At 68.6% G+C, this 24440-nt stretch carries 20 protein-coding genes and 1 tRNA gene; 13 read left to right on the top strand and 8 right to left on the bottom strand.

The window, feature by feature from the left end:
- Positions 1 to 9: 9 nt before the first annotated feature.
- A complete protein-coding gene (cmrA, locus tag EB75_RS18375) occupies positions 10 to 816 on the bottom strand; it encodes a mycolate reductase (RefSeq protein WP_073696764.1) in 807 nt (268 codons plus the stop codon).
- Positions 817 to 849: 33 nt separating this feature from the next.
- Here cmrA and EB75_RS18370 point away from each other — a divergent pair, with 33 nt between their 5' ends.
- Positions 850 to 2151: an MFS transporter gene (locus EB75_RS18370; RefSeq protein ID WP_064860261.1), complete on the top strand. Its 1302-nt coding sequence runs from the start codon at positions 850 to 852 to the stop codon at positions 2149 to 2151.
- On the opposite strand, the gene EB75_RS18365 is transcribed toward EB75_RS18370, so the two are convergent.
- The gene (locus EB75_RS18365; protein WP_064860260.1) at positions 2148 to 2810 is read right to left on the bottom strand and encodes an MmpS family transport accessory protein; all 663 of its coding nucleotides are present in this window, start codon (positions 2808 to 2810) and stop codon (positions 2148 to 2150) included. The genes EB75_RS18370 and EB75_RS18365 overlap by 4 nt on opposite strands.
- 66 nt (positions 2811 to 2876) lie before the next feature.
- Positions 2877 to 3491 carry an SACE_7040 family transcriptional regulator gene (locus tag EB75_RS18360; RefSeq protein ID WP_073696763.1) on the bottom strand — a complete coding sequence of 205 codons (615 nt, stop codon included), beginning with the start codon at positions 3489 to 3491 and terminating at the stop codon, positions 2877 to 2879.
- Between the two features lie 92 nt (positions 3492 to 3583).
- Between EB75_RS18360 and EB75_RS18355 the strand changes: the two genes are divergently transcribed.
- The 5 genes from EB75_RS18355 to EB75_RS18335 are packed head-to-tail and all read left to right on the top strand — an operon-like array spanning position 3584 to position 9578.
- The gene (locus EB75_RS18355; protein ID WP_064860258.1) at positions 3584 to 5146 is read left to right on the top strand and encodes a carboxyl transferase domain-containing protein; all 1563 of its coding nucleotides are present in this window, start codon (positions 3584 to 3586) and stop codon (positions 5144 to 5146) included.
- A 1-nt stretch (position 5147) separates the two neighbouring features.
- Entirely contained in the window at positions 5148 to 7127 is a 1980-nt protein-coding gene (locus EB75_RS18350; protein WP_073696762.1) for an acetyl-CoA carboxylase biotin carboxylase subunit, read from the top strand.
- Complete coding sequence (locus EB75_RS18345; RefSeq protein ID WP_073696761.1) at positions 7124 to 8287, top strand: acyl-CoA dehydrogenase family protein; 1164 nt, start codon at positions 7124 to 7126, stop codon at positions 8285 to 8287. Before EB75_RS18350 ends, EB75_RS18345 begins: the two co-directional genes overlap by 4 nt.
- Positions 8284 to 8775 (top strand): MaoC family dehydratase, encoded by a 492-nt coding sequence (locus EB75_RS18340; protein WP_073696760.1) that lies wholly within the window; start codon positions 8284 to 8286, stop codon positions 8773 to 8775. The genes EB75_RS18345 and EB75_RS18340 overlap by 4 nt, the downstream gene beginning before the upstream one ends.
- Positions 8772 to 9578, top strand: coding sequence for an HpcH/HpaI aldolase/citrate lyase family protein (locus EB75_RS18335; protein ID WP_073696759.1), 807 nt, complete (start codon positions 8772 to 8774; stop codon positions 9576 to 9578). The genes EB75_RS18340 and EB75_RS18335 overlap by 4 nt, the downstream gene beginning before the upstream one ends.
- 3 nt (positions 9579 to 9581) lie before the next feature.
- Here the strand turns inward: EB75_RS18335 and EB75_RS18330 are convergent, their stop codons facing one another.
- Together EB75_RS18330 and EB75_RS18325 are read right to left on the bottom strand one after the other, a co-directional pair.
- Complete coding sequence (locus EB75_RS18330; protein WP_073696758.1) at positions 9582 to 10259, bottom strand: LuxR C-terminal-related transcriptional regulator; 678 nt, start codon at positions 10257 to 10259, stop codon at positions 9582 to 9584.
- Positions 10234 to 12480: a sensor histidine kinase gene (locus EB75_RS18325; protein WP_073696757.1), complete on the bottom strand. Its 2247-nt coding sequence runs from the start codon at positions 12478 to 12480 to the stop codon at positions 10234 to 10236. Before EB75_RS18325 ends, EB75_RS18330 begins: the two co-directional genes overlap by 26 nt.
- A gap of 475 nt (positions 12481 to 12955) precedes the next feature.
- Here EB75_RS18325 and pdhA point away from each other — a divergent pair, with 475 nt between their 5' ends.
- The 3 genes from pdhA to EB75_RS18310 are packed head-to-tail and all read left to right on the top strand — an operon-like array spanning position 12956 to position 16306.
- Positions 12956 to 14053: a pyruvate dehydrogenase (acetyl-transferring) E1 component subunit alpha gene (pdhA, locus tag EB75_RS18320; protein ID WP_061006780.1), complete on the top strand. Its 1098-nt coding sequence runs from the start codon at positions 12956 to 12958 to the stop codon at positions 14051 to 14053.
- Between the two features lies 1 nt (position 14054).
- Positions 14055 to 15110, top strand: a complete 1056-nt coding sequence (locus EB75_RS18315) for an alpha-ketoacid dehydrogenase subunit beta (protein WP_073696756.1) — start codon at positions 14055 to 14057, stop codon at positions 15108 to 15110.
- On the top strand, positions 15107 to 16306 hold the full coding sequence (locus EB75_RS18310) for a dihydrolipoamide acetyltransferase family protein (protein ID WP_073696755.1): 1200 nt from the start codon (positions 15107 to 15109) through the stop codon (positions 16304 to 16306). The genes EB75_RS18315 and EB75_RS18310 overlap by 4 nt, the downstream gene beginning before the upstream one ends.
- Here the strand turns inward: EB75_RS18310 and EB75_RS18305 are convergent, their stop codons facing one another.
- Entirely contained in the window at positions 16307 to 17059 is a 753-nt protein-coding gene (locus tag EB75_RS18305; protein WP_064860142.1) for an enoyl-CoA hydratase, read from the bottom strand. It lies immediately after the preceding gene.
- 119 nt (positions 17060 to 17178) lie between these two features.
- Between EB75_RS18305 and EB75_RS18300 the strand changes: the two genes are divergently transcribed.
- Positions 17179 to 17844, top strand: coding sequence for an MspA family porin (locus tag EB75_RS18300; protein WP_073696754.1), 666 nt, complete (start codon positions 17179 to 17181; stop codon positions 17842 to 17844).
- Between the two features lie 272 nt (positions 17845 to 18116).
- Here EB75_RS18300 and EB75_RS29360 read toward each other — a convergent pair whose 3' ends face one another.
- The gene (locus EB75_RS29360) at positions 18117 to 18773 is read right to left on the bottom strand and encodes a hypothetical protein (protein ID WP_165605578.1); all 657 of its coding nucleotides are present in this window, start codon (positions 18771 to 18773) and stop codon (positions 18117 to 18119) included.
- Between the two features lie 19 nt (positions 18774 to 18792).
- Positions 18793 to 18865 (bottom strand) — tRNA-Arg (locus EB75_RS18290).
- A 130-nt stretch (positions 18866 to 18995) separates the two neighbouring features.
- On the opposite strand from EB75_RS18290, the gene EB75_RS18285 reads away from it, so the two are divergent.
- The 3 genes from EB75_RS18285 to EB75_RS18275 are packed head-to-tail and all read left to right on the top strand — an operon-like array spanning position 18996 to position 24405.
- Entirely contained in the window at positions 18996 to 20477 is a 1482-nt protein-coding gene (locus tag EB75_RS18285) for a wax ester/triacylglycerol synthase family O-acyltransferase (protein ID WP_064860144.1), read from the top strand.
- Complete coding sequence (locus EB75_RS18280; RefSeq protein WP_073696753.1) at positions 20474 to 22051, top strand: HAD-IB family hydrolase/lysophospholipid acyltransferase family protein; 1578 nt, start codon at positions 20474 to 20476, stop codon at positions 22049 to 22051. Before EB75_RS18285 ends, EB75_RS18280 begins: the two co-directional genes overlap by 4 nt.
- The gene (locus tag EB75_RS18275) at positions 22048 to 24405 is read left to right on the top strand and encodes a glycerol-3-phosphate 1-O-acyltransferase (RefSeq protein ID WP_064860146.1); all 2358 of its coding nucleotides are present in this window, start codon (positions 22048 to 22050) and stop codon (positions 24403 to 24405) included. The genes EB75_RS18280 and EB75_RS18275 overlap by 4 nt, the downstream gene beginning before the upstream one ends.
- Positions 24406 to 24440 lie beyond the last annotated feature (35 nt).

The following is a 24440-nucleotide window of genomic DNA, read 5'->3' as shown; positions in this document are numbered from 1 at the left end:
CGGCCGGCTTTACGACCCGCCGAGCTTCTTGTAGACGGCGCCGACGATGGGCGCGACGATGGCGCGCGGGGCGTAGCCGCTCGCGGCCGACATGGCCTTCGAGGTCAGACCGGGCACGACGCGCATCTTGTTCTTGTCCAGACCGTCCAGCGAAATCCGGGCGGTGTACTCGGTGTCGATCCACAGGAAGTCGGGGATCAGACGCTCGACGAGTGACTGCTCGGACGGGTCGGGCAGCTCGGTGCGCACGGGTCCGGGCGCCAGCAGCGTGACGTTGATGCCGTGCGGCTTGAGCTCGCCGCGCAGCGACTCGCTGAACGTGTTGGCGAAGGCCTTGGACGCGGCGTAGGTCGCGTTGTTCGGGATGGGCGAGTTGCCCGCGGCCGAACCGGAGATCAGGATGCCGCCGCCCTTGCGCGCGATCATGCCGGGCAGCACGGCGAGCACCAGGTCGTGCACGCCCTGCACGTTGAGCTGCACCTGGGCCTTCTCACCCTCGGCAGGCAGGTCGGCGACGGCGCCGAACGTCGCGGTGCCGGCATTGGCGCACAGGATCGAGATGTTGCGCTCGGCCAGTTCCGTGCAGAGCTTGTCGCGGTCGGCCGGGTCGGTCAGGTCGCAAGCCCGGACCTCGACGGTGACGCCGTACTTGTCGGTGATGCGCTGGGCGACCTCGGCCAGCACGTCGCCGCGGCGGGCCGTGATGATCAGGTGGTGGCCGCGGGCGGCGAGTTCGGCGGCCAGCGCTTCACCGATGTTCTGAGAGGCGCCGGTGACGACGGCGCGGGCGTCGGGACTGGGAGCGGGTACAGGCATGGGTGCAATCGTAGGGACCAATAGAGTGGGCGCATGAGTAGCCCCGGGGCGGGTATCCCGCCCGTCGGCCGGGGTCGCGTCGCCGCCTGGGCACTGTGGGACTCCGGTGCCACGGGCGTGAACGCGATCGTGACGACCTTCGGTTTCAACATCTATCTCATTTCCGAGGTCGGCAAAGGGCTGCCCGGGTCGACGACGCCGGAGAGCTGGCTGGGGCGCGCGGTGCTGGTGGCGGGCATCGCGGTGGCGTTGCTGGCGCCGGTGACGGGCGTGATGGTCGACGCCGCGTACCGGCGGCGGCGCGCGCTCGCGGCGCTGACGGGCGCCGTGGTGGTGCTGACGGCGTCGATGACGTTCATCAAGCCCGACTACCACTACCTGTGGATCGGCCTGGCGTTGTTGGCCGCCACGGCGGCGTGCATGGACTTGGCGACCGTCCCGTACAACGCGATGCTGCGCCAGTTGTCGACGCCGCTGACGTCGGGCCGGGTCTCTGGATTCGGCTTGGCGGCAGGGTTTTTCGGCAGTGTCGTGCTGCTGCTCCTGGTCTTCGTGGGGCTCAAGTCCGGCAGCGGCGACACCCTCGGGCTCCTGAATGTGCCGAACTCGGACGGCAAACCGGACCGGTACGCGGTCCTGGCGGCCGCGGCGTGGTTCGTCATCTTCGCGCTGCCGTTGCTGCTGACGGTGAAATCGCCGCCGCACGACGGCACCCCGGCCGTCGGATTCTTCGGCGCCTACCGCAGGTTGTGGACGGAGGTCGTCGGGGAGTGGCGACGTGACCGCAACGTCGTCTACTACCTGCTCTCGAGTGCCATCTTCCGTGACGGCCTGACGGGTATCTCGATCTTCGGCCCGGTGGTGGGCGTCAGCGTCTACGGGCTGGCGCCGACGAGCGTGCCGTTGTTCGGGGCTGGTGCGTTCACCATCGCGGCACTGGGCGCGGCGCTCGGTGGCATGCTCGACGACCGGATCGGTTCCAAGCGCGTCATCGTGGGCTCGTTGACCGCGATGGTCGCGGTGGGCATCACGCTGATGTTCCTGTCCGGGCCGCTGGCCTTCTGGATCTGCGGCCTGACGCTGTGCCTGTTCGTGGGCCCAACCCAGTCGGCGTCGCGGAACCTGATGCTCCGCATCGCGGCGGACGGCAAGGAGGGTGTGGCCTTCGGGCTCTACACGACCACGGGCCGGGCGGCGCACGTGCTGTCGCCGTGGTTGTTCTCGATGTTCATCGACATCTTCGCGACGACGCGCGCGGGACTGGGCGGCCTGTGCACGGTCCTGGGGATCGGGCTCGTCGGAATGCTGTTGGTGAAGGTGCCGGCGCGGCGTTAGGCCCCGTGGCCGCGGCCGCGTTTGCCGGCCTGCCGGCACACTGTGAGGCCGGCGCCTTCCCGCTGCTGAATCTGGGTGCCGTCGACCGAGATGGTGCAGGCGATGCCGCGTCCGGCGTTGACGATGCTGACGCTCGCCGAGCGTGCCGCCGGCCGGTTCAGCTGCACCTCCTTGGTCCACGGCAGCGGCACGTTGAACTCCGTCTGCAGCACCCCGCCGGTGTCGACGTACGTGATGCTCACGGCACGACCTTTGCCGATCACGGCGTACAGCACGGCTTCGGTGTCACCGCTTTCGGCGTCCGGCGGCGCGGCCGCGGCAGGGGGACTGACGGCTTCGCTGGGCTCACTGCTCTCGGGCGTCGTGGTGGTGGTCACAGTCGTCGACGATGACATCGGATCCTGCGTCGGGACCGGCAGTGGCGGTGGGGCGACGAGGGTCTGTTGTTCGGAACTGTTGACGATGACCAGCGCGATCACCGAGCAGAGGGCGAGGATCAGCACCGCGCCGGCCAGCGGGAACAGCCACTTGTGGCGGCGGACCTTCGGCGGTGCGGTGACACCGTAGGGATCGGTGAAGGCGTCGGTCTGGTAGCCGGCCGTCGGCATGGCCGGGAGTTTCTTGGTGGCGTCCAGCCCGTCGTCGCGCGATCCGGTCATGCCCACCTCATGTTTGCAGGGTACCTGCGGCGCGCGGTGGACCGTGGAGACGTTCCAGCGGCCGGGTCAGCGGTGCGGAGCCAGCGCGGCGACGGTCATGGCACGCAGCACCGCGCGCGAGGATTCCTCCTGCTTGCGGGCACCGCCCGCGGTGACGCTGTGCGGCGTCGAGTTCAGCAGCCCGAACGCGGCGTGCGCCATGGTGCGGGCGTCCGTTTCGCTGCGTGACGGGTCGAGCCGGCGCAGAACGTCGACCCAGATCTCGACGTACTGGCGCTGCGAGCGGCGCACCTGCCGCTTGGCGGCGTCGGGGAGGTTGTTGAGGTCGCGGTCCTGGATCCGGATCAGGTCGGATTCGTTGAGCGCGAAGTCGAGGTGGAACTCGATGAGGCCGTCGAGCGCGTCGGCGGGGTCGTCGGTGCCGGCGACCACCGCGCGTCCCCCCTCGTGCAGGCGGGCGCTGACGCTCACCAGCAACTCGACCAGGAGCGCTTCCTTGTTGGGGAAGTGGCGGTAGATCGCGGGCCCGCTGATTCCGGCCGCGGAGCCGATGTCCTCGAGGCGGACGGCGAGGAAGCCACGCTCGGCGATGAGCCGTTCGGCGGCGGCGACGAGTTGGCCGCGCCGGTCGGATTTGGCTCGGCTGCGCGGTGTTTCGGCGTCTGACGCTGATGCCGTCATGGACACCTCCAACCCGGTCTGGACAACTCAGTTAATGAAGACTAACATCGCGTTCGGTTATTCGCCATTAACTCAAGTGAAATGGAGCGACGATGTCGCCGAGCGTTTCCCAACGGGTATCGCATCGCGAGCAGCACCTGGCGCTGGTGGCCGATCTGAAGGACAGGCTGGCCGTCGCTGCCCTGGGCGGATCCGAGCGCTCCCGCGAGCGCCACGTCGGTCGCGGCAAGCTGCTGCCGCGCGACCGGGTCAACGGGCTCCTCGACCCCGGCAGTCCGTTCCTGGAGATCGCGCCGCTGGCCGCGGGTGGCATGTACGACGACGAATGCCCGGGCGCCGGCATGATCGCCGGCATCGGCCGGGTGTCGGGCCGCGAATGCATGATCGTCGCCAACGACGCGACGGTGAAAGGCGGCACGTACTACCCGATCACGGTCAAGAAGCACCTGCGGGCACAGGAGATCGCCAGCCAGAACCAGCTGCCGTGCGTGTATCTCGTCGACTCCGGCGGCGCGTTCCTGCCCCGCCAGGACGAGGTGTTCCCCGACCGTGAACACTTCGGCCGCATCTTCTTCAACCAGGCCAACATGTCGGCGCGGGGCATCCCGCAGATCGCCGCGGTCCTCGGCTCCTGCACCGCCGGTGGCGCGTACGTCCCCGCGATGAGCGACGAGGCCGTCATCGTCCGCAACCAGGGCACCATCTTCCTGGGCGGCCCGCCCCTGGTGAAAGCCGCTACCGGAGAAGTGGTTTCGGCCGAGGACCTCGGCGGTGGCGACCTGCACTCCAAGATCTCCGGCGTTACCGACCACCTCGCGCACGACGACCGCGACGCGCTGCGCATCGTGCGCCGCATCGCTTCGACGTTCGGGCCGCGCGCGCAGGCGCCGTGGGACGTCGCCCCGACGGTGGACGCGGTGTGCGACCAGACCGAGCTCTACGACGTCGTACCGATCGACTCCAAGGTGCCGTACGACGTGCACGAGGTGATCACCCGCATCGTCGACGGTGGCGAGTTCACCGAATTCAAGGCCGAATACGGCACCACGCTGGTGACGGGCTTCGCCCGCATCCACGGCCACCCCGTGGGCATCATCGCGAACAACGGTGTGCTGTTCGGCGAATCCGCCCAGAAGGGCGCACATTTCATCGAGCTGTGCGACAAGCGGTCGGTGCCGCTGCTGTTCCTGCAGAACATCTCCGGCTTCATGGTGGGCCGCGACTACGAGGCCGGCGGCATCGCCAAGCACGGCGCCAAGATGGTCACCGCGGTGGCGTGCGCGCGGGTGCCGAAGCTGACCGTCGTCATCGGTGGCTCCTACGGCGCCGGCAACTACTCGATGTGCGGCCGCGCGTACTCGCCGCGCTTCCTGTGGATGTGGCCCAACGCCCGCATCTCGGTGATGGGCGGCGAGCAGGCCGCCTCGGTCCTGGCCACCGTGCGCGGTGACCTGACGCCGGAGGAGGAAGAGGCCATCAAGGCGCCGATCCGCCAGCAATACGAGGATCAGGGCAACCCCTACTACTCGACGGCCCGGCTCTGGGACGACGGTGTCATCGACCCTGCGGACACCAGAACCGTGGTGGGGCTGGCTCTTTCAGTTGTCGCGCAGGCTCCGCTCGAGCCTGTGTCCTACGGCGTGTTCAGGATGTGAGATGAAGACCTTCGATACTGTCCTGGTCGCCAATCGTGGCGAGATCGCAGTCCGCGTCATCCGGACGTTGCGGGCCATGGGGATTCGTTCGGTCGCGGTGTTCAGCGACGCCGACGCCGGTGCCCGGCACGTGCTCGAGGCCGACGTCGCGGTGAACATCGGCCCGGCCCCGGCCCGCCAGAGCTACCTGAGCATCCCGGCCATCGTGGACGCGGCCCGGCGCACCGGCGCCCAGGCCGTGCACCCGGGCTACGGATTCCTTTCGGAGAACGCCGAATTCGCCGCAGCCCTGCACGACGCGGGCATCGTCTTCATCGGGCCGCCGGCCAAGGCCATCGGCACCATGGGCGACAAGATCACCGCCAAGGCGGCGGTGTCGGCGTTCGGCGTGCCGGTGGTTCCCGGTATTTCGCGCCCCAACCTGACCGACGACGAGCTCATCACCGGCGCTCCCGAAGTGGGCTTCCCGGTCCTCGTGAAGCCGTCCGCCGGTGGTGGCGGCAAGGGTATGCGCGTGGTGCATTCGGCCGCCGAGCTGCCCGCCGCGCTGGCCTCGGCCCGCCGCGAGGCGGCGTCGGCGTTCGGTGACGACACCTTGTTCCTGGAACGATTCGTGTTGAACCCCAGGCATATCGAGGTCCAGGTCGTCGCGGACAGCCACGGCAACGTCGTGCATCTGGGCGAGCGTGAGTGCAGCCTGCAGCGCCGGCACCAGAAGGTCATCGAAGAGGCCCCCTCGCCGGTGCTGGACGAGGCGACGCGGGCACGGATCGGTGCGGCCGCCTGCGACACGGCGCGCAGCGTCGACTACCGCGGCGCGGGCACCGTCGAGTTCATCGTCTCCGCCGACCGGCCGGACGAGTTCTTCTTCATGGAGATGAACACCCGCCTGCAGGTGGAGCACCCCGTCACCGAGCTGGTCACGGGCATCGACCTGGTCGAGTTGCAGGTGCGGGTGGCGGCCGGCGAGGCGCTGCCGGTGGCCCAGGACGACATCACCATGACCGGCCACGCCATCGAGGCCCGTGTGTACGCCGAAGACCCGGCGCACGACTTCCTGCCCACGGGCGGCACCGTGCTGGCGCTGGCCGAACCCGCCGATGCCCGGGTCGATTCCGGTATCCGGGCCGGCTCGGTGATCGGCAGCGACTACGACCCGATGCTGTCGAAAATCATTGCGTACGGGCCGGATCGGGAGTCTGCGCGGCGTGGCCTGGACCGGGCGCTGGCAGACACCGCCGTGCTGGGTGTCGGGACCAACATCGACTTCCTGCGGTTCCTGCTGGCCGACGAGGACGTCATCGCCGGGCGTCTCGACACCGGTCTGCTGGACCGCCGCACCGGTGACTATGTCGCCGCCCAGGCCGGCGACGACGAGTTCATCGCCGCGGCCGCGTACCGCTGGCTGCACAGCTGGTTGGACGCCGGTGAGCTGTGGGCCACCCCGACCGGCTGGCGGGTGGGCGAGCATGCACCGACCACCATCCGGCTGCGGGCCGGCGACCGGACCGACCACGTCCACCTCACCGGTACTCCCGCAGCCGCCACGGCAAGCATCGAAAACGGCGAACCACGCAGCGTCACAGCATCGTTGGACGGTGACCGGCTGATCGTCACGGTTGACGGCCTGCGCACCGAATACCTGACCGCCGTCGAGGACCACCGGCTGTGGCTGGCCGGAGCCGGCCGCACGACCGTCATCGAGGACGTGCGTGAGGCGCCCGTCCGGGCCGACGACGAACACAGCGGCGACGCCGAGATCGTCAGTCCCATGCCCGGATCCGTCGTGGCCGTGGGCATAGCGGACGGGTCGACGGTGAGTAGTGGTGACGTCGTCGTCACCGTCGAGGCCATGAAGATGGAACACGCGCTGTCGTCGCCGGTCGACGGCATCGTGGAATTACTTGTCGCCGTGGGCGATCAGGTCAAAGTGGGCCAGCCGCTGGCCCGGATTACCGCAGCAACCGAGGAGACCAAATGAGCGACTTCATTTCGACCGGCACCCTGCCGGACCACTACGCCGAACTGGCCAAGACGGTCCGGGAATTCGCGCAGACGGTCGTCGCGCCGGTGGCCGCGCAGCACGACAAGGACCACACCTTCCCGTACAAGGTCATCGACGGGATGGCCGAGATGGGCCTGTTCGGCCTGCCGTTCCCCGAGGAGTACGGCGGCATGGGCGGCGACTACTTCGCCCTCTGCCTGGCGCTGGAAGAACTCGGCAAGGTGGACCAGAGCGTCGCCATCACGCTGGAGGCCGGCGTCGGTCTGGGCGCGATGCCGGTGTACCGCTTCGGCACCGAGGCGCAGAAGCAGGAATGGCTGCCGCAGCTGGCCAGCGGAAAGGCCTTGGGCGCCTTCGGCTTGACCGAGGCCGGTGGCGGCAGCGACGCCGGCGCGACCAAGACCACCGCCAAGCTGGACGGCGACAGCTGGGTGATCAACGGCTCCAAGCAGTTCATCACCAACTCCGGCACCGACATCACCAAGCTGGTGACCGTCACGGCCGTGACCGGCGAACTGCCCGGTGGGCACAAGGAGATCTCGTCGATCCTGGTGCCGGTGCCGACGCCGGGCTTCACCGCCGAGCCCGCCTACGACAAGGTCGGCTGGAACGCCTCGGACACCCATCCGCTGAGCTTCGACGACGTGCGGGTGCCGGTCGAGAACCTGCTCGGCGAGCGCGGCCGCGGCTACGCCAACTTCCTGCGCATCCTCGACGAGGGCCGCATCGCCATCGCCGCGCTGTCGGTCGGTGTGGCGCAGGGTTGTGTCGACGAGTGCGTCAAGTACTCGAAGGAGCGGGAAGCGTTCGGCCGCAAGATCGGTGGCTACCAGGCCATCGCCTTCAAGATCGCCCGGATGGAGGCCCGCGCCCACGTCGCCCGCACCGCCTACTACGACGCCGCGGCGCTGATGCTGGCGGGCAAGCCGTTCAAGAAGGCAGCCTGCATCGCCAAGATGATCGCCAGCGAGGCCGCGATGGACAACGCCCGCGACGCCACCCAGGTGTTCGGTGGCTACGGCTTCATGAACGAGTACCCGGTCGCCCGGCACTACCGCGATTCGAAGATCCTCGAAATCGGTGAGGGCACAACGGAGGTTCAGCTCATGCTGATCGCGCGTGAGGCCGGGCTGTGACCGAGAAGCGGGTCATCGAGCAGCGCGGGCTCTGGTACGAGGAGTTCCAGCCGGGCGTCATCTACCAGCACCGGCCCGGCCGCACCATCACCGAGGCCGACAACGTCCTGTTCACCACGCTGACCATGAACACGCAGGCGCTGCACCTGGACGCCGCGTTCTCCGATGCGCTGCCGCCGTTCCATGCACGGCTGGTGAATTCGATGTTCACGCTGTCGACGCTCGTCGGCCTGTCGGTCGCCCAGCTGACCCAGGGCACGATCGTCGGCAACCTCGGTTTCTCCGACATCGCGTTCCCCAGGCCGCTCTTCCACGGTGACACGCTGTACGCCGAGTCCGAGGTGATCGAGAAGCGCGAGTCCAAGAGCCGGCCGGGGGAGGGCATCGTCACGTTCGCCCATACCGGTCGCAACCAGCACGGCGACATCGTCGCCACGGCGACACGCAAGACCATGGTCCGTAAGCGCCCCGCGGAGCAGCCGTCATGAGCTTGACCGCGCCGGGACCCGGCTGGCTGTTCTGCCCCGCGGACCGTCCTGAGCGGTTCCAAAAGGCCGCCGCCGCAGCAGATGTGGTGATCCTCGACCTGGAAGACGGCTGCGCCGCGAAGGACCGGCCGGCGGCTCGCCAGGCGCTCATCGACACCCCGCTGGACCCGGCGCGGACGGTGGTGCGTTTGAATCCGTCGGACACCGCCGATCACCCGCTCGATCTGGAGGCTTTGGCCAAGACGCCGTACACCACGGTGATGCTCGCCAAAACCGAGTCGGCCGAACAGGTTCGGGCGCTCGCGCCGCTCGACGTCGTGGTGCTGGTGGAGACGCCGCGCGGTGCGCTCGCCGTCACCGAGACCGCCCGCGTCGAGAACACCTACGCCGTCATGTGGGGCGCCGAGGACCTGTTCGCGGTGCTGGGCGGCACCGCGAACCGCCGGCCCGACGACAGCTACCGCGATGTGGCCAAGCACGTCCGGTCGCAATCGCTTTTGGCCGCCAAGGCTTTCGGCAAGCTCGCGCTGGACTCGGTGTACCTCGACATCAAGAACCTGGACGGCCTGCGGGCCGAGGTCGACGACGCCGTGGCCGTCGGTTTCGACGCCAAGGTGGCCATCCACCCGACGCAGGTCGCGGTCATCCGGAACGGCTACGCGCCGACCGAGAAGGAGATCGCCTGGGCGCGTGCGGTACTCGATGCCGCGACCCGCGAGCGCGGCGTGTTCCAGTACGACGGTCTGATGGTCGACATGCCGGTGCTCCGCCGCGCCGAACGCATCGTCGCCCTGGCGCCGTAGGAGCTACAGGTCCTCGACGCTGAGGATGCCGTCTTGCACGGCACGGGCGACCAGTTGGGCCTTGGTGGCCGCCGGGCGCCCCGCGGCGGCGTACTTGGCGCGAACGCGTTGCAGGTGGGTCCGGACGGTGGTCGGCGCGAGGTGCAGGCGCTTGGCGACGATGTCCTTGCTCTCGGTCTGAAACCAGGCCTTGAGCACTTCACGTTCGCGCTTGGTGAGCCCGGGCCGGCCGGAGTCGGTGTCCGAGCAGATGGCCGCGGCCATGCGGGGACCGACGTACGGCTCGTGGGTGCTGGCCGCGCGGATGGCCTCGATGAGGTGGCCCTGGCCTTCGCTCTTGGCCAGATAGGTGACCACCCCGATGGCCAGGCAACGCAGGATCACCTCGGAGTTCTCGAGGTGCGAGTAGACGATCACCGCGTGTCCCGCGTCCACGATGGCGGCGACCGCATCGAAATCGGGCTGGCGACTGCGCAGTTCGAGATCCAGGATGACAGCGGCCAGCTGGTGGTCGGCCTTGGGGTAGACCGCCAGGAACGACTCGGCGTCGAGATGGTCGGATGCGACGCAGATGGGTGGGTCGGCCTGGGCACACCACGCCGAGACGCCGGTGTGGATGACGTCGTGGTCATCGACAACGGCGATGGCCAGGGGCTCAGGTGGATTGGCCGGCGCGGACATGTTCGGTGGGTCTTCCTGGGAGTGGGTGGCGCACGGTGATCCACACCGTGTCATCGAGGGTGGTCAGGTCGAATTCATCTTCGTCGCCGACACTGGATTTCGTCGGCAATTCGGCGTGGCGCGCGCGGTGACACATGACGCTGAGTTCGACGGCAGCCGTTTCGGCGGTCACGGTGATGCGGGCCGGTGCGGCGGCGGCGTGCAGAACCTGGTCGACGAGCCGGGCCAGCCGCCGCGCGGTGGGCACATCCATGGCCGGCAGCGTGCCCTGGACGTCGACGGAAACGGCGATGCCGCGATTCTGGGCCGCGTCGACGCGGGGGCGCAGCTCGCGCAGCAGTACGTGCTCGAAGCTGGATGACTGGTCGAAAAGGGTACGCAGCCGCTGATATTCGAGTTGCGCGCGACTCCGGGTCTCGGCGTCGACCGGTGCACCGTCGGCGAGGCCGGACAGCAGGGGCTGAATGGTGGCGGCGAGGTCCGCGTAGCGGCGGTCGTATTCCTCCTGTACTGCGTCGGCGATGTGCGCCGCGGCGATCAGGCGCATGTGGCTCTCGGTCTCGGCAGACGCAGCGGCCGCGGACCGCCGGATCATGTCGGCCACAACCAGAGCGCAGAGTTGGGCGACGAGGACGCTCGCCGTGTCGTATCCGAGGTCGACGATGGTGTGGACCGACGGATCCCGAATGATCGCGTAGACGCCGGGCACCACCCAGCACCACACCAGGACGCCCACCGCATACCTCAGCCGCACGCTGAGCAGCAGCGGCAGCACGCACCAGCCGATCGCACCTTGGGCCCACTGCAACTGCGGGTCGAGGTCATAGATCGGCATCGAGAGCGACTGCACCAGAGCAACGATCACCAGGGCTGCGATGCCGAACCGGGCCCGCGGATTGGTCCGGCCCATCACCCGGGGGATCGCCGCCAGTGTCGCGACCGTGATGACGACGATGAGGGACCGTTGCAGCTGGGGATACGCCGCGAAGCTCACGGACGCGGGGGCGGTCACCAGCAGGTTCACCAGCCCGTAGGCGACCAACCCCAGCCCATATCCCATATGGGCGCGCTCGATGAGCCGCTCTGGGTCGGGTGCCGGCGTGGCGCTGGCCGATGCTGCAGTGGGCCAACACAATTCGACCGTGGTGCCCTGCCCGGGCAGCGTGCTGATCTCGGCGACGCCGCCGAGCTGTTGCATACGGGCGACGATGGAGTCGGCGATGCCGTGTCCCCGCGTCGGCCGGGTGAGATCGAATCCACACCCGTCGTCGGTGATCTGGATCCGTCCGGGATGCACGGTGATGGTGACGGCGGTGGCGCCGGAATGCCGGTCGACATTGGTGAGGGCTTCGCGCGCGGCGGCTGCGATGGTCGCCGCTGTCGCACCGTCCACCCACATCGCGGTGACACCGGCATAGCTCACGGGCGTCGTGGTGTGGGTGGCGTGATCACGCAGGGCGGCAACGAGATCGGCCGGGGGTACGGGAGCCTGGGTGGTCTCGGTGAAGACGCGAAGATCGCGGCGCGCCTGGGCGGCGACGCGCGCAGGCGACAAGGCGGTGCCGGTGCCCACCATCAGCAGGGTGGAGGCGACGGTGTCGTGGAGCAGCCGCATCTGCTCGCGGTCGTAATCGCGCACGGCGGCATTGACTTTCTGGCGGAGCTCGACGGCGAGGCGCTCGGCGCGGGCCACATCGACTTTTTCGGCGACGCGCACCGTCAGGACGCGGATCAGTGTCGCCGCCACCCACAGCAGTGCGAAGTAGTAGACGTTGACCCATTGACCGGGGTCGTGCACCCCATCGACCGATGCCGCGCCCGCCGCGAGCGCCGCCACGACACCGGCGGTCATCGCGATGTTGAGCAGGGGTTCGAACACCGTGAAGCTCGCGATGGCCGTACCGGCAATGGTGATCGGCGCGCAGGTCGACGGGCACACCTGATCGTCGGCTGCCGCGACGGGCAGGACCAGGCACGCGGCCAGCGTGACGGCGTAGTCGATCGCGATGATGCGCGGCGTCGCGGAGCGGGTCAGCAGCCGGTACAGCGACCAGGCGCCGGCCAGCCCGGCGAAGACGACGCCGGCCACGCTGATCCGGGGCGCCGAGACCAGCACGACGGCGTACACCACCAGCGCCCCGCCGTGCCGCAGGAACACACTGACGTGCATCGTGTGCTCGAGGAAGTTGCGGCGTGCGGCGCCTGTACCGGTGTCAAACATGATGTGGCTGACGTACGGGTGCGGTCAGGGGCCTGGTACGGCTGAGGCCCGGGCGACGTAGGGGCCGGCGCGGTTCGGACGTCTCATCGTTTCTCGCTTCTGGCGCTGCCACGTTGACGATGCGACGGTTTTAGCACGCGGCAACGACAGACTTCGGGCCGATGAGCGTGTCACCAGCACAAATAACAATGAATTCATACGTTCGGGCTACAAGTCGGCCGTATTGCCGCCGACCGGCGCCGGCCGGTCCGACACGTCGCCAGTCTGTTACCTGCGATAACCGCGGCCAGATGGCCTCCGGGCGCATAATGGCGGTGATGCCCCAGCACTGCGGCGAGCAGAGCGGATCATCCGACTGATGCCACACCCCGGCATCGGCCGGCGACCCTCACCACCTGAGGGTTGCCCTGGTCGCCACCGCGCTGAGCTTCTCGCGGACTGACGGCCGAACATGCCGTCACCGGAAGGAGGCGGTATGGCTGACGTGTCGGTCCCTGGCCTGGACAACCGGGTGGACCTTGAGCCCGTGCAACTCATCGCGCCCGACGGCGCGCCCACCTCCGACGAGCGATATCGCCGCGACCTGCCGCCCGAAACACTGGGCTGGCTGTACGAGGAGATGGTCCTCACCCGCGACCTCGACGTCGAATTCGTCAATCTGCAGAGGCAGGGTGAACTTGCGTTGTTCGCCTCGTGCCGCGGTCAGGAAGCCGCACAGGTGGGCGCGGCAGCATGTCTGCGCAAGACCGACTGGCTGTTCCCGCAGTACCGGGAGCTCGGCGCCCTGCTGGTCCGCGGCATCACGCCGGCCCAGATCAGCGCGGTGTGGCGGGGCCGCTGGCACGGCGGTCTGGGCTTCACCGAGAAACATTGTGCGCCAATCTCGATCGACATCGGGTCGCACGGTCTGCACGCCGTCGGCGCCGCGATGGCCGCACAACGGCTCGGCGAAGACTCGGTGACCGTGGCGTTCGTCGGCGACGGCGGCACCTCCGAAGGCGACATGCACGAAGCGCTCAACTTCGCGGCCGTCACGTCCGCGCCGTGTGTGTTCTTCGTGCAGAACAATCAGTGGGCCATCTCCGTGCCGGTGCGTCATCAGCAGGCGGGACCGTCGATCGCGCATCGCGCCATCGGCTACGGCATGCCCGGCGTCCGAGTCGACGGCAACGATGTGCTGGCCTGCTACGCGGTGATGTCCGAGGCGGCGCAACGCGCCCGCGGTGGCGACGGGCCGACGTTGATCGAGGCCGTCACCTATCGGATGGGTCCACACACCACGTCCGATGACCCGACCCGCTACCGCGACCCCGACGAGCTGAAGTACTGGGAGGCACGCGATCCCATCGCGCGCTACCGGGCGTACCTGGAGCAGGTCGGAGTGTGGACGCCCCGCTTGCAGGAGCACGTCGAGAACCGCTCCCGCCGGCTCCGCGCCGACCTGCGCGAGGCGGTTCTGACCGCGCCGGACTTCGACGTCGCGGACATGTTCGACAACGTCTACGCCGACATCACACCCGAGCTGGCCCGGCAGCGCGACGCGTTGCTGGCCGAATTGGATTGGGAGGGTTGACATGACGCAGCTCATCGAGCGACCGTCGTGGTCCGGTGACGCGGAGCCCGACGAGCCGAGACGGCCCGCGGGGGAAATCGCCACGGTGACCACAGTGTCGATGGTGCAGGCCATCAACCGCGCGTTACGCGACGCCATGACCGCCGATGACCGGGTGCTGGTGTTCGGCGAGGACGTCGCGAAACTCGGCGGGGTTTTCCGCGTCACCGATGGTCTGCACGAAACCTTCGGGGAAGCCCGCTGTTTCGACACGCCGCTGGCGGAGTCGGCGATCGTCGGCATCGCCATCGGCATGGCGATCCGTGGCATGGTGCCGGTACCCGAGATCCAGTTCGACGGATTCGCGGCCCCGGCGTTCGACCAGATCGTCAGCCACCTCGCGAAGTACCGGATGCGTACCCATGGCGATGTCGACATGCCGGTGACCATCCGCATCCCGTCGTTCGGCGGTATCGGTGCGGTGGAACACCATTCGGAGTCGACCGAGTCGTACTGGCTGCACACCGCCGGGTTGAAGGTCGTCATCCCGTCCACGCCCTCGGACGCGTACTGGCTGCTGCGCGAGGCCATCTCGTCCCGTGACCCGGTGATCTTCCTGGAGCCCAAACGCCGTTACTGGACGAAAGGTGAACTCGACACCAGCGTGCCCGCGCCACCCATCGGGCAGGCTGCGGTACGGCGCACGGGCCGCGACGTCACCGTCATCACCTACGGCTCGCTCGTCGACACCGCCTTGGCGGCAGCCGATCTGGCGGACGACCATGATCTGGAGGTCATCGACCTGCGGTCGCTGAACCCGCTCGACTTCGACACCATCGCGGCCTCGATCCGGAAGACCGGACGCGCGGTGGTCATGCACGAGGGGCCGCGCACCCTGGGGTTCGGCGCCGAACTGGCCGCCAGGATCTCCGAAGAACTCTTCTATGACCTGGAGGCACCCGTGTTGCGCGCCACCGGATTTGACACGCCCTATCCGCCGGCCCGGCTGGAGAAACTGTGGCTGCCCGGTGTCGACCGGCTGCTGGATTGCGTGCACAAGGCGATGAGTCAGCCATGACCGCAACACACGATTTCCTGGTCCCCGACCTGGGTGAAGGGCTGGAAGACGCGACCATCACGTCCTGGGCGGTGGCGGTGGGGGACACCGTCGAACTCAATCAGGTGTTGTGCACCGTCGAGACCAACAAGGCGGCCGTGGAGATACCCAGTCCGTATGCCGGTGTGGTGACCGAACTCGGTGGGGCAGAGGGGCAGACGCTCGCGGTGGGCGCCGTGCTGGTCCGCATCGCCACCGACGCGTCGGCGGCGGCTGCATCCGAGCCGACCGTCGACGAGCCGGCGACCGATGACCCGAAAGAGCAGGCGCCGCAACGCAAACCCGTGCTGGTCGGGTACGGCGCGGATGCTGATCTCGACACCACCCGCCGCCGGCCCCGGGCCAAACCGCGGGTGCGCAAGCTGGCGGCAGACCTGCACGTTGACCTGACCGGAGTGGCGCCGTCGGGCCCGAACGGCATCGTCACGCGCCAGGACGTGCTGGCCTCGGCGCACCAGACCGCCGACGCCGACCTGATTCCCGTCGGCGGCGTGCAGGCCGAGATGGCGCGCCGGATGGCGGTGTCACGCAAGGAGATACCGGATGCACATGCATCGGTTCAGGTGGACTGCGCCGAGTTGCTCCGGGTTCGCGACACCCTCGCCGGTGCCGATGCCACCGTCACACCGTTCGTGCTGACGCTGCGGCTGCTGACCATCGCGTTGCGGCACCACCGTGAGTTCAACGCCACCTGGGTGCCGGCCGAACACGGCGCGAGCGTTCATCTCCACGAATCGGTGCACCTGGGCATCGGCGTCGCGACATCACGTGGACTGCTGGTGCCGGTGGTCCGGGACGCCGAACGCCTCTCGACGCGGGAACTGGCCTGGGCAGTGGACGGGCTGATCCGCTCCGCGCGCGACGGCACGCTGAAACCCGTTGAACTGCATGGCTCGACGTTCACCGTGTCGAACTTCGGGGCGCTGGGCCTGGACGAGGGCGTACCCGTCATCAACTATCCGGAGGCGGCGATCCTCGGGATGGGCACGCTCAAACCCCGTGCTGTCGTGCGTGACGGTGCGGTGGTGGCGCGGCCGACCATGACGCTCACCTGTGCCTTCGACCACCGGATCGCCGACGGCGCGGGGGCGGCCGCGTTCCTCGGTGAACTGCGGGCCCTCATCGAGGCGCCCGAACTGGCGCTCCTCGACGCCTGATCACCGCTGCTTGGCAGCAGCCAAGCGAGCGGCGAATTCCGGTGACTCGATCGACGCCGCCTGCGGGACGATCTCGATGTCGACGGCCTTCGCGTGCTGCTCGTGGTCCAGCACGCCGGGGTGGTCCGTCGCGCGCATCGACGCCTTGGTCGCCAACACCACCTCGCGGGGCGCCGAGGCCGGACCGGCGGCCAGGGCCAATGCCGCGGCGACGGGGTCGTCGGCGACCTCAAGCGCCAGGCCGTGCCGCACGGCGGCGTCGGCGTCGAACTTCATGCCGAACAGCAGCGCCGCCCGCGCGGCCTGGGGGCCGATGGCCCGCTGCAGCATCCAGGTCGCGCCGCCGCCCGGGTGAATCCCGAGTTTCTGGAACCGTGGGTCGAAGACCGCCCCGGGTCCGGCGATCCGGACGTCGGCGGCGAGAGCGAGGTTGAGCCCGGCTCCGACGGCCGGGCCGTTCACCGCGGCGATCGTCGGCAGCGTGCAGTCGGCCACCGCGAGGAAGCCGTCGTAGATGACCCGCAGGCCGTTGACAGTGGCGGCGCCCAACGCGGTGAGGTCGGCGCCCGCGCAGAACGCCTTGCCGGCGCCCGTCACCACCACGGCGTGCACACCGTGATCGGCCTCGGCGGCGGTGATGGCGGCGCGCAGGCCGGCGGACATCTCCGCGGTCACCGCGTTGCGGCGGTCGGGATCGTTGACCGTGATGAGTGCGACGCGGTCGATGACCTGCGTCAGTACGAGATCGGACACAACCTCAGCCTATGGCCTGTGTTTCGACTCACGTGAGTCAAAACCTTTACCCGAGGTCGTATCTGCGAAACAACTGTGTGATTCCTTTGGCTAGGCATGTTGAGAGGCGTTCGGAGTTCATGTTGAAGCGTTTTGCTGTGGTTGCTGCTGTGGGCATGTTGCTCCCGTTCGGGGCAGCGACCGCTGCGTTCGCCGACCCCGCGCCCGCCGGTGACGAGGGACCGCCGCCGGACACCGGTCTCGTGGCGTCGGAAGAGCCGGCGACCGTTACGGCCCCCGACGGCTGGGTCCTCACCGTGGTGGCCAAGAACGAGACCGAGCTCCCGGTCGCACCGCTCACGACCGCGGTCAGCTCGCGTGAATACCTGGTGGGCGGCACGTTCACCGGGACCGTGACCGGCAAGGGCAAGACCACCCTCAACGGCGGCACGCTGGAGGCCGGCTACCAGATCGGCTGCGGTATCGAGCTGGGCCAGGTGCGTCTGGTCGGCTCCATCGGTATCGCCACCTCGGGTTCGACGCTGGCCGGTCTCCTGCCCACGGGCGTCAGCGTGCCGATATCGGGCACCGTGGAAATCCACCCGAAGCCGGGCACCGTGACCCAGGTCCCCGTCGACAAGAAGTCGTTCAAGGCCGCGCCGGTGCGCATCACGCTCAAGGACACGCACGTCAAGGTCGACGGCTGCGTCGGCCAATCGTTCCTGAGGTCGTACGCGGTGCTGACGAGCTCCACCTCCGATACCGACGACATCGTCGCCTACTACGGCGTCACGAAGTCCGTCTGATCGCACCTCGCGCCGTTTCGGCGCGCAGAGCACCCCCGACCGGGCACAATGCCCGGGGCCCGTAGAAGGGGGAGCATGAGCGACGACGCCGAATCGCCGGCGATGCGGCAGCGCGTCGAGGACCGCTACCGGCAGTTGGCCGAGATGCGTCAGCTGCGGCCCATCGTCGCCGTCGTGAATCGCTTCAACGAGATCGACGGCGGCACGCTGGGCACCGTGGTGTCGGTCCAGCTGTTCACCACGGTGATCCCGCTGGCGATCATCGGGTTCAGCTATCTCACCGGCTTCGCCGACAGCGCCAGCCCCGGCGTCGTGGTGAGCCGGCAGCTCGGTCTGGCGTCGCCGCTGACCGACCATGTCCGAGCCGCCTTCGGCCGCGCCTCTGGTCTGCGGTCCAACTGGACGTTCTTCGGCGTCGCCAGCTTCCTGGTGTGGGGCATCCCGATGTCGATGACCATCGCCGGCATCTTTGCCAGGGCCTGGCGCCGCGAACCGTTCGGCTGGGGCGGCAAGCTGTGGCGCGGCGTGACGTGGTTCGTCCTGTACCTGACGATGATCGGGGTGCGCGAACGGATCGCGTTCGGTGCCGAGCACCACGGGTGGAGCCAGGTCCTGCTCTTCGCGGTGTCGCTGATCCCGGTCTGGATCTTCTGGACGATCACACCCGCGCTCCTGGTGCGCGACGGCGGTCGGGCCTGGCGCGCGCTGCTGCTCGCAGGGTTGGCGGGCGTCGTCATCGAGGGCACGATCCTGCCGCTGGCGGCCCGGATGATCTTCCCGCCGCTGCTGCGCGGGTGGGACGACTTCGGGCCCATCGGTGTGGCGATGGCGCTGCTCACGTGGTGCGGAATCAGCGGCGCCGGCTGGGTCGTCACGGCGTGCGTCGGTGCGGTGCTGTGGGAGCGGACGGCGCCGTCGCGGACGGTCATCGAGGCCGAGTCGGATGAGCGCCCCCGACAGGATTCGAACCTGCAACCTACGGAGTAGAAATCCGCTGCGCTATCCGTTGCGCCACGGGGGCAATGCGGAGGAAGTCTATCCCGACGCCTCCGCGCAGTGGCCATGGCAACAGCCGGATTGCCCGCGCTGTGTCCGGCGGCGGACTAGCGTTAGGGTCCAGCGCTGGGCAACGACGGAGGAGAGCGACAGCCATGAGCGACGTGCCGGACTTTGACACGGCCGGGTTGCCCGAAGAGTTGAGTGCGGTTGATCAGTTGATGCATCGCGGGGAGGCCAATCCCCGCACGCGGTCCGGCATCATGGGCGTCGAACTGCTGGACGTCACGCCGGACTGGGAGCGGTACCGCGCGCGGTTCGAGCAGGCGTCCCGCAAGGCCATCCGCCTGCGGCAGAAGGTCGTGATGCCGAGCCTGCCGACGGCGGCGGCGCGCTGGGTCGTCGATCCCGACTTCAATCTGGATTTTCACGTGCGCCGCGTGCGTGCCCCGGGCGCGGGCACGCTGCGCGAGGTCTTCGATTTCGCCGAGCTGGCGCTGCAGTCGCCGCTCGACATCTCCCGTCCGCTGTGGACGGCCACGTTGGTCGAAGGGCTGCCGGGCGGTGGTGCCGCCAACATCGTGCACATGAGCCACGCCGTCACCGACGGTGTCGGCAGCATGGAGATGTTCGCGAACCTCTACGACCTCGAGCGGGATCCCGCGCCGCGGCCATCGGCGCCGTTGCCGATCCCTGAAGATCTGTCGCCGAACGACCTTGCGCGCCAAGGCATCAACGCGTTGCCGAAGGGCATCGCCAACAACGTGCTCGATGTGACCCGCGGCGCGGCGGGGCTGCTCGGGCGCATGGTGCGGGATCCGGCCGACGCGGTCGGCGGGGTGGTCGACTACGTCCGCTCGAGCCGGCGGGTCATGACGCCCGCGGCGCCGCCGTCGCCGGTGCTGCGGCGCCGTGGTCTGGCGTCGCGCAGCGAGGCGATCGACATCAAGTTCAGCGATCTGCACAAGGCCTCCAAGGCCGCCGAGGGCTCCATCAACGATGCGTACCTCGCCGCGCTGTGCGGCGCGCTGCGCCGCTACCACGAGGCCAAGGGCATCCCGGTGGCGTCGCTTCCCATGGCGGTGCCGGTGAACGTGCGCTCCGACTCGGACCCCGCTGGTGGCAACAGATTTGCCGGCGTGAACATCGCCGCCCCCATCGGCGTCGTCGACCCGCGCAAGCGCATTCAGAAGGTGCGCGCGCAGATGACCCGCAAGCGCGAGGAGCGCGCCATCGAGGTCGTGGGCGTCGTCGCGCCGCTGCTGAACCTGGTGCCGGATCCGCTGCTGGAATCCATGGCCGGTTCGGTGGTCAATTCCGATGTGCAGGCCAGCAACGTGCCCGGTCCTCCGGTCGACACGTACATCGCGGGCGCAAAAGTGTTGCGGCACTACGGAATCGGTCCGCTGCCCGGCGTCGCGATGATGGCGGTGCTCATCTCCCGCAGCGGCTGGGTCACCATCAGCACCCGCTACGATCGGGCATCCATCAATGATCCCGAGCTGTGGGCCCGCTGCCTGCTCGACGGATTCAACGAGGTGCTGGCCCTCGGCGGGGACGGCCGAGCCATTCCGGCGTCGTTCGAGTTGTCAGACGAACAGGCCGAGTCGGCAGTGAACGGGGGTGCCGCACAATGAGTTCGGACGACGACTACGCGGGCGAGTTCCGCAACGCCCGGCTGCCGGGCTCGGTGGCGGAGATTCTGGCCAGCCCCGAAGGGCCGGAGGTCGGCGCGTTCTTCGACATGGACGGCACCCTGGTGGCCGGGTTCACCGGCGTGATCATGACGCAGGACCGGTTGCGCCGCCGCCAGATGGGCGTCGGTGAATTCATCGGCATGGTGCAGGCCGCCGTGAACCACCAACTGGGCCGCGCCGAGTTCGAGGACCTGATCGGCCGGGGCGCGCGGATGCTGAACGGCAATTCGCTCAGCGACCTCGACGAGTTGGGCGAGCGGTTGTTCATCCAGCACATCAAGAAGCGGATTTATCCCGAGATGCGCGAACTCGTCCGCGCGCACCAGGCGCGCGGGCACACCGTCGTGCTGAGCTCGTCGGCGCTGACGGTCCAGGTGGAACCGGTGGCGAACTTCCTCGGCATCAAGAACGTGCTGTGCAACAAATTCGAGACGGACGAGAACGGCCTCATCACCGGTGAGGTGGTCACGCCGGTGCTGTGGGGGCCCGGAAAGGCCAACGCCGCACAGCATTTCGCGGCGAACAACGGTGTCGACCTGGCGAAGAGTTACTTCTACGCCGACGGTGACGAAGACGTCGCCCTGATGTACCTGGTCGGTAATCCGCGGCCCACCAACCCGGCGGCCAAGCTCGAATCGGTTGCCGCCAAACGTGGTTGGCCGGTGCTGAAGTTCTCCAGCCGCAGCGGCAGCAGCCCCATCGCGCAGCTGCGGACCTTTGCCGGCATCGCCTCGCTGGCACCGGTCGCCGCCGGCGCCCTGGGGCTCGGTCTGTTGACCGGCAACCGGCGCACGGGCGTCAACTTCTTCACGTCGGCGTGGAGCAAGGCGCTGATGGCGACGCTCGGCATCGACCTCAACGTGCTCGGCGCGGAGAACCTGCGGGCGCAACGGCCCGCGGTGTTCATCTTCAACCACCGCAACCAGGCCGACCCGATGATCGCCGGCGCGCTGGTGAGCGACAACTTCACCTCGGTGGGCAAAAAGGAGCTCGAGAGCAACCCGATCATGGGCACCATCGGCAAGGTGATGGACGCCGCGTTCATCGACCGCGATGATCCCGCCTCGGCCATCGAGAGCCTGCACAAGATGGAAGAGCTTGCCCGTAAAGGCCTTTCGATCCTGATCGCACCCGAGGGCACCCGCCTGGACACCACCGAGGTCGGCGAGTTCAAGAAGGGGCCGTTCCGGATGGCCATGGCCGCCGGTATCCCCGTCGTGCCGATCGTGATCCGCAACGCGGAGGTGATCGCCGCGCGCGATTCGTCGACCTTCCACGCGGGCAAGGTCGACGTCGTCGTCTACCCGCCGATCTCGGTCGAGGACTGGACGCTCGACGATCTGTCGGAGCGCATCGCGGAAGTGCGTCAGCTCTATCTCGACACCCTCCGAAAATGGCCGCACGACAGCGTGCCCGACAACCCGCTGTACCACCGGTCGGCGGCACCGGCCGAACCCGGGGACGCGCCCGACGGCAGCGGCGATGCGCCGCGCAGCGCCAAGGGCCGACGGTGAAGCACACCGCTGACGACCTCGCCAGCTTCGACCCGACGGACGACGCGCTGGTGCTGACCGCGGTCGGCTCCGCGGCCGAGTGGGACCTGCTCAACGACTGGCTGGCCCATCAACGCAAGCAGCATCCGGATACCCGCCTCGAGGTGCTCCGGCTGCCGACCGAGGGCGAGCCGTCGCCCGGCACGCTGGCCCGGCTGGTGGAACTGCTCGGCGCCGACGAAAGCCGTTCGGTGGTTCCCGTTCGAGTGTTCTGGGTGCCCGCCGGTCTGCCGACGCGCTCCAAGATCGTCTCGCTGATCTCCGGCCGCGACCGGTACCGGCCGCCGGAGCTGCTGCAGCGCCGCATCCTGCGCAAGGACCCGCTGCGGGCCCGGGTGGTGGCCGGTGAGCCCGCCACGGTGGGCCAGCTGCGGCAGCAGTGGAAAGACACCACGACCGCCGAAAACCCAAGGGAATTCGCGCGATTCGTGCTGCGCCGCGCACAGCTCGCCATCGAGCGGGTGGAGTTGCGGCTGCTCGGGCCCGAATACAAGTCACCCCGGCTGGTCAAGCCCGAGGTGCTGGCATCGGCCCGGTTCCGGGAGGGCCTGGAGAAGATCCCGGGCGCGACGGTCGAGAAGGCCGGCGAGATGCTCGACGAGCTGTCGACGGGCTGGAGCCGGTTCTCCGTCGACTTCATCCCCAAGATCGGGCGCGCGATCTTCAGCCGGGGTTTCGACCCCAACGTGGACTACGACCGCGAGCAGGTCGAGTCGATGCGGCACGCGCTGGAGCTGCACCCCGCCGTGCTGCTGTTCTCGCACCGGTCGTACCTCGACGGCGTGATCGTCCCGGTGGCGATGCAGGAGAACCGCCTGCCGCCGGTGCACACCTTCGCCGGCATCAACCTGGCGTTCGGTCTGATGGGGCCGATCTTCCGGCACTCCGGCGTCATCTTCATCCGGCGCAACATCGCCGGCGACCCGTTGTACAAGTACGTCCTCAAGGAGTACGTCGGGTACATCGTGGAGAAGCGCTTCAATCTCAACTGGTCCATCGAAGGCACGCGCTCCCGGACCGGAAAGATGTTGCCGCCCAAGCTCGGTCTGCTGGCGTACGTCGCCGACGCCTACCTCGACGGCCGCAGCGAGGACATCCTGCTGCAGCCCGTCTCCATCAGTTTCGACCAGTTGCACGAGACGGCCGAGTACGCCGCGTACGCCCGCGGCGGTGAGAAGACCCCCGAAGGCCTGAGCTGGCTGTACCACTACATCAAGGCACAGGGCGACCGGAACTTCGGCAAGATCTATGTGCGGTTCCCCAAAGCGGTGTCGATGCGGGAACAGCTGGGGCCTCCGGACGGTCCGGTGGCCACCGATCCCGCGCTCAAACGCCTTGCGCTGCAGAAGATGGCTTTCGAGGTGGCGTGGCGCATCCTGCGGGCCACGCCCATCAATGCCACGGCTCTGGTGTCGGCACTGCTGCTGACCACCCGCGGGCTGGCGCTGACGCTCGACCAGTTGCACCACACCCTGCAGGATGCGCTGGATTACCTTGAGCGCAAGAAGATTCCGATGACCAACTCGGTTCTGCGGCTCCGCACCCCCGAGGGGGTCCGGGCCACGCTCGACGCCATGTCCGGCGGGCATCCGGTGACCGCGGTGGACAGCGGCCGCCAGCCGGTCTGGTTCATCGCGCCGGAGAACGAGCACGAGGCGGCGTTCTACCGCAACACGACCATCGACGCGTTCCTGGAGACCGCCATCGTCGAGCTGGCCATGGCACACGCCGCCAAGGCGGAGTCCGATCCGGTCGGGGCGTTCTGGGCCCAGGTGATGCGGCTGCGCGACCTGCTCAAGTTCGAGTTCTACTTCGCCGACTCGGCGTCGTTCCGCGAGCACATCCTGGAAGAGATGTCGTGGCAGGACAACTGTGAGCAGCAGCTGGCCGAGGGCGGCGAGGCCATCTACGCGATGCTGCGGGCCAAACGGCCGATCATCGCCGGGGCCATGCTGCGGCCGTTCCTGGAGGCCTACGAACTGGTCGCCGACGTGTTGCGTGGCACGCCGCCCGACATCAGTGAGAAGGACCTGACCAAGAGGGCGCTCGGCGTCGGCCGGCAGTACGTCGCGCAGGGCCGGATTCGCAGCAACGAGTCGGTGTCGGCGCTGCTGTTCACGACGGCGCGGCAGGTGGTGGCCGACCAGAAGCTGCTGGAGGCGGCACCCGACCTGGAGGAGCGGCGCACCGCATTCCTGGCCGAGCTGCGGGCGATCCTGGCGGACATGGCGACCGTCGACTCGATCGGCTGGATCAAGTTCGACGTCCGCGAGTTGCAGCGGCGCAAGTCCAAGAAGGCGATCGAGGCGGAGTGACCCGGGCCGGGTGAGTCCCACCCCGGGTTATCCAC

Source organism: Mycobacterium sp. ST-F2 (assembly GCF_001905655.1).
Taxonomy (GTDB): Bacteria; Actinomycetota; Actinomycetes; order Mycobacteriales; family Mycobacteriaceae; genus Mycobacterium.
This window is presented reverse-complemented; position numbering and strand designations above follow the sequence as displayed.